This is a genomic window from Shewanella electrodiphila (assembly GCF_023283985.1).
In the GTDB taxonomy this organism is placed as follows: domain Bacteria; phylum Pseudomonadota; class Gammaproteobacteria; order Enterobacterales; family Shewanellaceae; genus Shewanella; species Shewanella electrodiphila.
In genome coordinates this window covers 26,998-36,778 of record NZ_JAKIKU010000020.1, presented here as the reverse complement: position 1 = coordinate 36,778, position 9,781 = coordinate 26,998, and the positions used below count along the sequence as shown (strand labels likewise).

The 9,781-nt window shown below is 41.4% G+C and carries 8 protein-coding genes; 3 read left to right on the top strand and 5 right to left on the bottom strand.

Annotated elements, in window-relative coordinates; genetic code table 11:
* Positions 1-251 precede the first annotated feature (251 nt).
* The 3 genes from L2737_RS21360 to L2737_RS21350 are packed head-to-tail and all read right to left on the bottom strand — an operon-like array spanning position 252 to position 5,885.
* Positions 252-1,742, bottom strand: coding sequence for an efflux transporter outer membrane subunit (locus tag L2737_RS21360; RefSeq protein ID WP_248957052.1), 1,491 nt, complete (start codon positions 1,740-1,742; stop codon positions 252-254).
* Entirely contained in the window at positions 1,729-4,782 is a 3,054-nt protein-coding gene (locus L2737_RS21355) for an efflux RND transporter permease subunit (RefSeq protein WP_248957051.1), read from the bottom strand. Before L2737_RS21355 ends, L2737_RS21360 begins: the two co-directional genes overlap by 14 nt.
* The gene (locus tag L2737_RS21350) at positions 4,779-5,885 is read right to left on the bottom strand and encodes an efflux RND transporter periplasmic adaptor subunit (protein WP_248957050.1); all 1,107 of its coding nucleotides are present in this window, start codon (positions 5,883-5,885) and stop codon (positions 4,779-4,781) included. The genes L2737_RS21355 and L2737_RS21350 overlap by 4 nt, the downstream gene beginning before the upstream one ends.
* Before the next feature lie 387 nt (positions 5,886-6,272).
* On the opposite strand from L2737_RS21350, the gene L2737_RS21345 reads away from it, so the two are divergent.
* On the top strand, positions 6,273-6,812 hold the full coding sequence (locus L2737_RS21345; protein WP_102526438.1) for a porin family protein: 540 nt from the start codon (positions 6,273-6,275) through the stop codon (positions 6,810-6,812).
* 105 nt (positions 6,813-6,917) lie between these two features.
* Here the strand turns inward: L2737_RS21345 and L2737_RS21340 are convergent, their stop codons facing one another.
* A complete protein-coding gene (locus tag L2737_RS21340) occupies positions 6,918-7,841 on the bottom strand; it encodes a LysR family transcriptional regulator (protein WP_198589510.1) in 924 nt (307 codons plus the stop codon).
* Positions 7,842-8,071: 230 nt separating this feature from the next.
* Between L2737_RS21340 and L2737_RS21335 the strand changes: the two genes are divergently transcribed.
* A complete protein-coding gene (locus tag L2737_RS21335; protein ID WP_102526440.1) occupies positions 8,072-8,428 on the top strand; it encodes a RidA family protein in 357 nt (118 codons plus the stop codon).
* A 392-nt stretch (positions 8,429-8,820) separates the two neighbouring features.
* On the top strand, positions 8,821-9,009 hold the full coding sequence (locus tag L2737_RS21330) for a hypothetical protein (protein ID WP_248957049.1): 189 nt from the start codon (positions 8,821-8,823) through the stop codon (positions 9,007-9,009).
* A gap of 408 nt (positions 9,010-9,417) precedes the next feature.
* Here the strand turns inward: L2737_RS21330 and L2737_RS22405 are convergent, their stop codons facing one another.
* Entirely contained in the window at positions 9,418-9,543 is a 126-nt protein-coding gene (locus L2737_RS22405) for a hypothetical protein (protein ID WP_277868769.1), read from the bottom strand.
* Positions 9,544-9,781 lie beyond the last annotated feature (238 nt).

Sequence of the window (9,781 nt, the reverse complement as noted above, 5' to 3'; positions counted from 1 at the left end):
GCTAAGTTGATTAGCTAAGTTGATTAGCTAAGTTGATTAGCTAAGTTGATTAGCTAAGTTGATTAGCTAAGTTGATTAGCTAAGTTGATTAGCTAAGTTGATTAGCTAAGTCGATTAACTAAAAGTGATTAGTTAAGAATGAAATGAATCGTTGGGCTCATGACCCCAAAAGACAGTTTGAGCGCGTTAAAATCCCCTGAGCATCACATTAAGATGATGCATTAGGGGATTTTTTCTTGCCCAGACTAAAATTAATCAGCGCTTGAGTTAACTTGGCTAGACTCCTTATCTTTGTCTTTGTCCTTATCTGACGTCACTGACTCTTGGTTTGCCACGTTCCAATCGCCGCCGAGTGCTTTATTCACCATAATGACATTGCTGGCAATATTGAGCTGTGCAACCACCACTGCATCTTGCATCGTGTTATCTTGTCTTTGTGCATCAAGCACTTGGATGTAATCAATCAAGCCTGCTTTATATAAGTTATTGGCTTTTTCAACAGCCGTTTCCGTTTGAGCGGCTGCGATGTTGAGTTGCTGATAAAAACGCAAGCTGTTGCCGTAACTCATTAGCGTGGTTTCGACCTCATTGAACGCGGCATTCACTGCATGTTCATAGCGAAGGCTGGCTTGTTTGAAGCGCGACTGCTGCATGTCCACCATTGCGCTGCTACGGCCGCCATCAAATATGGTCCACTTTGCGCCAAAACCTGCTGCCCAGCCTACAGAGTCAGAACTGAATAAGTCATCGGCGCTTTCTGCTACCACCCCTGGACTTGCTGTGAGATAAAACTGTGGGTACTGATTGGCAATACTGGCACCAAGTTCTGCATTAATCGCCGCCATTTCTCGTTCAGCTAAGGCTATATCTGTGCGACGTTTAAGGATGTCAGATGGCATCCCTGTTGGGATTTGACCTGTTACTGTAGGTAGTGGCGCCGCTTCAAAACGACTAATTATGTCACGAGGATGCTGACCCAATAATGTGGCCATTCGATATAAATGCACCTTTTCAGCTGTTTCAAACAATGTTTGGCTTGCTGTTACGCTAGCTAATGCTGCACGAGCACTGGCTAAGTCTAGCTCTGAACCAAAGCCACTGTTAACCAAGCTTTGCACCATTTCTAATGTTTGTTGTTGCTCATTTATATTACGTTTAGCAATGGCTAAACGAGCTTGAGCACCACGATACTGCAAGTAATTGTGTACCACATCAGCCGTAATCAAGGTGTTTACACCTTGAGAGAGTATTTCTGCTTGTTGGACGCGAATACTTGCTGCATCACTCAGTGCATCAAGGCGACCAAACAAGTCAACTTCCCAGCTGACATTAGCGCCAGCCATCAGGCCATTATGATCTTTGCCGATCATTTCAGCGCCAATGGCAGGGCCAGCCAATGAATCGTTTTCAGATAAACGATAGTCAAATGCACCAGCGCCAAGACTGACGGTTGGGATCTTAAGTGACGACACCATGGTTTCGTAAGATTGCGCCGATTGAATCCGCTGCGCCGCAATTTGAATGCTAATGTTTTGCTGCTGAACTTCTGCAATCAAGCTATCAAGTTGTGGGTCGTTAAAGCTCTGCCACCACAAATCATTTTCAATGACGGCTTTATCAGCATTTTCTGCATGTAAATACACTTGATCTAATCCCACAGATTCAGGCGCATTGTAATCGGGTGTCATGCTACAACCGCCCAGTAATAAGGCGATGACTAATGAGATATTACGCATTTTCATGAGTTAACTCCTGTTGTGCTTGGCGCTTGAAAAGCAATTTATATAAGGCTGGCATAATGAAGAGCGATAATACTGTTGCCACGGCTAGGCCACCAATAATGGTTGCTGCCATTTGGTCGAATAATAAATCTTTCAATAATGGCACCATACCTAAAGCAGTCGTCAGCGCGCCCATCGAAATCGCCATGGTTCTGTTGAGTGTCGAGTTAATGATGGCATCATCTAGCGCGGCACCATTTTTGCGCTCAAGTTCGATTTGATCGAGCAGCACAATACCGTTTTTAATGATCATGCCTGATAGGGCAATTGCACCCACTAACGCCATAAAACCAAATGGCTTATCAAACAGGATTAAGCTCCAACATACGCCGATAAAGGCCAGTGGTAAGGTGATCAAAATAATGGCAGGTTGTTTGAACGCGTTAAACAACAGTACTAGGATAATCACCATAATTAAGAATGCTTTAGGTGTTTGAAGCATAATGTCATCAATCGCTTCACGCTCATCAGCATACTCTCCACCCCATTCCATGTTGTAACCGGCTGGCAGTGCAATGGCTTCAATTTGTGTTGCTACTTCATTGCGAACATTACCGATAGTGTCACCAAATACACCCGCTTGAACGGTAATCGTCGGTACACGATCTCGACGCCAAAGCATGCTTTGCTCGCCGCGAACTTCAAAACCATCTACAACATGAGATAGAGGCACACTATGAAGACCTAGAAGCGATCTCACTGGAACGTCGCCTAGATCATCTAAACTCGCATTTGATGACTTCAACATAATAGGTACTAACGTGTCATATTCTCGTATCTGACCAATAGGAAGTCCGTCACTGGCACGCTTGATTGCTAACGCGATATCAGTACGGTTAATTCCTGCAAGGCGGGCTTGCTCTTGGTTAATGATTGGGTGAATGACCTTACTTTCTTGACGCCAATCATCACGGACATAACGGGTATGTGGATGCTGGTCGAGAATAATTTGTGCTTGATCAGATAATTGCTTAAGCACTAAAGGATCTTTACCTGAAAAACGCGCTTCGATACTAAACTTGTCAGAGGTCGCCAGCTTTAAGTCTCGAAAACGTGGCTGAGCTTGCGGGAAGGTTTCTGATAACCAAATGTCACCTTCTTCTACTAAGGTTTCAATATCTTCAAATGAATGGGTATTGATCAGGATTTGACCGTAACTACCATCAAGCGGTTCTGGCTCAACTGTGACTGAAAATCGTGGTGCACTGGCACCGATAGAAGTCGAAATACTGTCAACTTCAGGGCGGGCTAATAACCATTGCTCAATTTGTTTCATGTCTTCAGAAACATCTTGAATACGACTGCCGTTTGGTAGCCAATAATCCACAAAGACCATGGCGCGATCCGATGTCGGAATAAAGTTCACTTTAACCATTGGCGTAGCCACTAACGTGATGATTAACGCTGGAATGATAATCGCAATAGTGTACTTAGGGTTAGCAACGGTCCAGGTGATAGCCGCTTTAAACTTTTTAGCAGCTGTCGTTTCTTTTTTCTCTTCAGTTTCAACAGGTGCTTTAATGAATGCCCAGCACATCAATGGTGTAATCGTCATGGCAACAACCCATGACAGCAATAATGAACTGGCAAGGATTTGTACTACTGACAACGCAAACTCTGCAGCATCAGTGGTCGAGAATACAACCGGAGTCGCCCCCATGATTGCAATCACAGTCGCGGCTAATAGTGGCATTGACGTTTCATTAATACATTCTTTAGCGGCGATAAAGCGTTCTTTGCCTGCTTTCAATTTACTGCTAAACATGTCGGTGATAACAATGGCGTTATCCACAAGCATACCTAAAGCAAGAATGAATGAACCGACTGATACCCGTTGTAAGTCTACGCCAACCAGGTTCATGTAAATGAGAGTAAATAGAATCGTCATTAATAAGCTTGCACCGACAATCGATGCGCTGCGCCAGCCCATGAAAATCATCAGGATAATGACAACGATGGCAATACTTTCTAGTAAGTTGCTGATAAAACCTGTAATGGATTTATGGACTTCATCAGGTTGAAAGGCAATGGTGCTAATGTCCACACCGAGCGGTAATTCTGATTGGTACTGAGCGATGACTTCTTTAAGGGTATCGCCTAAAGACACCACGTTAATACCGTTAACTGGGCTTACTGCTAAGGTAATAGCAGGAATACCATTAAAACGACTTTCTGTTAGTGAAGGCGTTTTATAATCGTAATAAATATCTGCCACATCACCTAAGCGTATGAGTCCACTTGAAAGTGAGCCTACGCCTGACTTAATAGTGAGGTTTTTTAAGTCTTCAATATTAGTGAAACTGCCAGTTTGGGCAACGCGTATTTGTTCAATACCCATGTCAAAACTACCCGCATCAATGGGTAAGTTTTGGCTTGACAATTGGTTGTAGACTTGAGCGGCAGATAAGCCTGATTCAGCAATGCGTTCATCACTGATATCAACGTTGACGACACGGTCTCGTACACCATGTAATTCAATCTTTTTAATACCTTCAACTTCTTTTAAGCGGCGCTGCAACTCTTTTGAATAATCTTTAAGTTGTTGTACTGAAGCATCTTCACTATTGATAGCAAATAGCATTCCATAGACTTCAGAGAATTCATCCTGAACGATGTTAATCTGTGCTTCTAAAGGCAGCATTAATTTAACATCGTCGACTTTACGTCTGAGCAAATCCCACTCTTGTGGTAATGTTTCAGAAGCCACAATGTCTTTAAGATCGACAAAAATCATCGAAACACCAGGACGAGATAATGAACGTAATGTTTTTAACGAGCTCATTTCTTGTAGCTTGGTTTCAATTTTATCGGTGACTAAATTCTCGACTTCAGCAGCAGATGCGCCTGGATACATGGTGACGACTACAGCTGTCTTAATGGTAAAAGAAGGATCTTCTAATTTACCTAAGTCAAAGTAAGAATAAATCCCTGCGATAACGCAAAGTACCGTAAAAAAGCACACAAAAACGCGCTGTTTTATGGCAAATTCGGCAAAGTTCATAATACGCCTCCCATTGGAAGGGTTTTCTCAACAGCCTTACCGTCATAAATAAATGCGCCACCAGCGACAACAACCACATCATTTTTAGCGATGTCACCAGTGACACAAATATCGTTACGACCTTGCTTAATCACTTCTACATCAACGCGCTTTGCGATGTTATCAACAATCTTGGTTATTTGAGGAGTGTTTTGACTGCTGACTAAGGCTCCTGCAGGTAAACATATGCTATTTGGATCGATGGTTTGATCGGCAATACGAACATTCACGACTTTGCCCGGGTATAAGTTTGCTTGCTTTTCATCAAGGGCAATTGTTGCGGAAAAAGTACGTTTAATGCGATCTGGAATAGTGGCAATTTCAGTCACTGTCCCTTTAATGGCTGCTTGCTTATCTAGATTGCCTGCACTATCGGTGAAAACAAGTGCTGCCTGACCATGTGAAAATGCTTGAAGCATGGTTTCAGGGATATCGACAATCGCCTGAAGCTTTTCTGGTTGATGCAATGTCACAAACGAGATGCCCGGAGAAACCTGTTCAAAATTATCAAATGAACGCTGGCCGATAATACCGCTGAATGGCGCGACTAACTCGGTATAAGCTAATGCATCTTTTGCTTGCTCTAGATTTTGCTCGACAACCGTTACGGCAGCTTTAGCGCGGGTCATGCCTGTTTTAGCGCGATCTAAGCTAATATCTGACATAGCATTACCATTAATGGCAATTTGGGTTCGGTCGAATTCATTTTTAGCTTGGTCATAACTGGCGTTAGCTTCAGTTAAGCGGCCTTCTAATTCAGCTACTCTGACTTGATAGTCATGTGGATCAAGTCTTGCGATAACTTGTCCTTTATTGACACGCTCACCCTGCGCTACATTAATTTCGATGAGAGTACCAGTCACGCGAAAAGCGAGGCGTGCTTTTTCTTGTGCTTCTAGCACGCCAGAGAATCGTAAGTCGTGGCTAATATTGCTTTCACCTAAAGTGATAACTGAAACAGGTTGTATTGGCTTAGTTTCAATCTTTGCTTCATTACTGCAGCCGCTTGCAAGTGCAACAACAAGTGCGATTTGAGTCAATTTAGCGAATTTATTAATTTTCATGGAATACCTCATAATTGTTGAGGCGATTCTATTCAGATATTTATTATTTAGGTAGCGGTATATCAGTAGTTTGACTTGTTCAGAAAATGAGACAATCAAGCATCAGAGGATTGGCTGCTTAATGAATCAATAATTGAACTGTTGCATGTTTATTTTTCATTATTTATCTATATTTAATAGGTTTTATCTTAAATTTAATTGTTTTAATACCTGTTAGTATCAATATGGCAACATGAGTAACATTCTGTGATTGTCTCTTAAAAAGGGACTAAGATTCTCCTTTTTGTCATCTTCTCAATTGTTTTAGTGCCACGTAAAGTGATGGCATCTGGATTGAAAACGATATCTAGAACCTATTTTATTACTGTGTTTGATGAGGTGAATTTGATGAAAATGAAAACGATATTAATGGCTACACTGTGCTCTTCTATGATGTTAACGAATGCTCAAGCAGCCGATATTGAATATTTTATTGGCGCAGGAACAGGTTATCAAACTGATACTATTAAAGGTGATGTAAACAAAGATACTGATGGTTTGCCTATCCAGGTTCGAGCGGGTGTATTAATTAATGAACATCACCGTGTGACGGGCACTTTTAGCTACATGGATGATAAGTTTTCAATTGGCGATCAAGATTACAAGCATGAACAATACTCTTGGTTAGTGTCTTATGACTACATGATACCAGTGGCTAATAATACCCAGTTATTTATGGGTGTAACTGCGGGTGGTAATGACAATAAAGTGGCGGGTAAAGCCTCTGCTGATTTTACTTGGGGTGGGCAAGCTGGTGTGACTTATCAGTGGAATGAACATTTTTCATCTGACTTGGGTTATCGCTATTTAGAGCAAGATTACGATAAAAATGGCGTTTCAATTGATAACAGTCAGCAAGTGTACTTAACCCTAGATTATACATTCTAATGGTTAGCATTAGTTGTTAACGGCTTTACTGCTATTCGGTTCTTAGTCTTTATCGCTCAGGACTGACATCTCAGAATTAATAAAAAAGGCATAACGCAATAAGCGTTATGTCTTTTTTATGCCATTAGCATAATAATCAGACTCCGTTTCGATAAGCGTTGCAGCCATATCAATAATGGTATTGGCGAAGAGTTTCGCTGCCGTGGTCATGTGTTTTCTGCTTGGATAAACTAAAAACGTATCAATAGGAGTCGATTCAATTTCAGGTAAAATACTGACTAGTTTCCCCGATGAAATCGCATCGTTAGCAATGCTATATGGTAGCATTGCGATCCCTGCGCCAGCCAAGCAAAAGCTGTATAAAGAGTTAAATTCATTTGTGACAATATTATACTTAACATCAATGGTTTGATTGCCCATTTTTAATTGTGTATCAACCATGCCATTAATTGACCGAGTGCCAATAAATGAATGCTGTAGAAGATCATCCACATGGGTAATTTTTGCGGATTTTTCTAAATATAATGGTGAAGCAAATAGCTTTAATTTTAATGAACCCAGTTTTTTAGCGATAAAACTACTGTCATTTAATGCTCCTGTATCGAGCACAAAATCTAAACCCAATCGAGTTAACTCTTTATAACCGCCATTGATCATAAAGATGTCTAACTGAACTTGAGGATACTGGACGACGAACTCAGCAATATATTTATCCAGTAATCTGTCAGTAAAAGGGATCAGCCCAATTCTGACTCGGCCTTGTACCTCGGCTTGTTTATTTCGCATTATGTGAGCAGCATTTCGCAACTGATCAACTAAGGGTTCAACTTGCTCTAAAAATTGTTCGCCGTTTGGGGTGAGTGACATCGCTCGGGTCGTTCTAACAAACAGTGGTGCGCCAAGGTGTTTTTCAAGATCAGCAATTCTGCGACTGACTAATGCGCGCCTTGTATCTAAAGATTCTGCTGCTTTTGAAAAGCTGCCAAGCTTTGCTACGGCAATGAATAATTCCAAATCATTGATATGCAATTTATTTAGCCTTTTTTGATGCAATTGAAATAAGTGTAGTTTTTTGGTAAATCAATTGTCAATTAATGGCCTCTGTTTCGCTAGATTGCTCACACCATTGAAGTATTAATGGTTAATTAGTGAGTTTTTCTCAGTTGTTATTTAGCCTCGAGTTCATTGATAATGACTTTATTGAAGTCATTATCAATATCGACTGAATTAATAGATTACATATCAAGGTATTTAAAACAATGAGCATTGAAAGAATAGAAACTAAAACCCGTATGAGCCGCATTGTGAAACATAACGGCACCATCTATTTATGCGGCCAAGTTTGCCAAGATGCCACTAAAGACATCACCGAACAAACCCAAACCATGTTGGATAAAGTGGAGGCATTATTGCTGCAAGCAGGCAGTGATAAAAAGCATATGCTATCAGCCACTATTTACGTTAAAGATATGAGTTACTTTGCTGAAATGAATGCGGTTTGGGATGCATGGGTGATTGAAGGTTATGCGCCAGCACGCGCTTGCGTTGCCGCTAAAATGGCCCGTGATGCCCTATTGGTTGAAATTTCTGTCGTGGCTGCTGAAATTCAGGCTTAATATAGTTTTATATCGATAGGGCAATGAATCGATTTAGATCTCAGATTCATTGTTACCCATTAGCATTCAATTCCCTCAAGTAGCCTCAGGCTACTTGAGTCTTTCTGGAATAACCACCGGTAGGTTAATTCGTTTGGCTATTACTGTGCGACCATAATAAAGATTGAAAAAACTCGCGCTTTCATGAGCGGTGATAAGGTAACCGCTTGATAATTTATATGAGCAAGAACGTGACTTTTTGATTGTAAAGTTTGATCACTTCCAAACTCACTTTTGGACATAAACGTTTTAAGAGTAACAATTTTATACCTCATATAAATTGGGCTAGTTACTCAAGACCATTACTTCAATTTAATCCATTGCCTGCCGCAGGGATGTTCAGGATGAACGGAATGTCGCGATTACATGGATGTGAAAAAGCGGCCTTATGTGCAGATACATCCAAGACACGCCGTAAACACATCCCTGTGGGCTCTGCGAAAACATCCATGTTTTCGAAGGTCTTGAACGCATCTACACTGGGGTTATTGTCTCTTCGATTTGACTGTATTCGTGACAATGATAAGCATAAAAAGAACTAACTATAAAAATCTAAAAGACTCAATTTTAATTGAGGTAAGCAAGAAAATTACGTGAGTCCAGACATGGATGTCTGGCTAGCTTTCGAGGGGAAGGGACGCCCCATCGTAAGCGTTAGTGATTTTTGTAGCTTGCCGAAACGGACTCAAAATGAAGTTTAAAGCTGGATCATTCTCCGTTGGAAATTTTGCTGTTTAAATTTCGCCGGAGCGGCAAGGGATATCGAAAAGGGAAATGCTGTTGTTTCCCTTTCGTCTGGTGTGGGCGAAGCGCCACGACCTTGATTAAGATCTTGATTTTGATTTAAATTCTATTCAAATAAAATCATTAGCTGGCTAAAGCTGCTAAATCGTTTTGGGGCAGAAACGAGTTACCCGTTTCTGTTTTATACTCCATCTATATTGGCTCAATTACTTAAGACCATCACTTAAATCTAATCCATTGCCTGCCGCAGGCTCTTGTGCAAGCACTACTGTGACACGCTGCAAGTACGTCCCTGTAAGCTCGGCCATGACGTCCATGTCATGGACGGTCACAGCCGCGCTTACACCGGAATTTTCATTTCTTCGATTTAACTTTATTCGCGTCAACTTTAAAATAAAAAAGATACAAATCTAAAAGGCACCATTTGAATTGAGGACGCAGAGAAAATAGCGTGAGCCTGACAGGACGTCAGGCTAGCTTTCGTTGGGCCATGGACGGCCCGTCGGAAGTGTTAGCATTTTCGAATAAGGCCGAAGCAGTCTACAAGCGAGGTTGAAAGCTGAATCAATC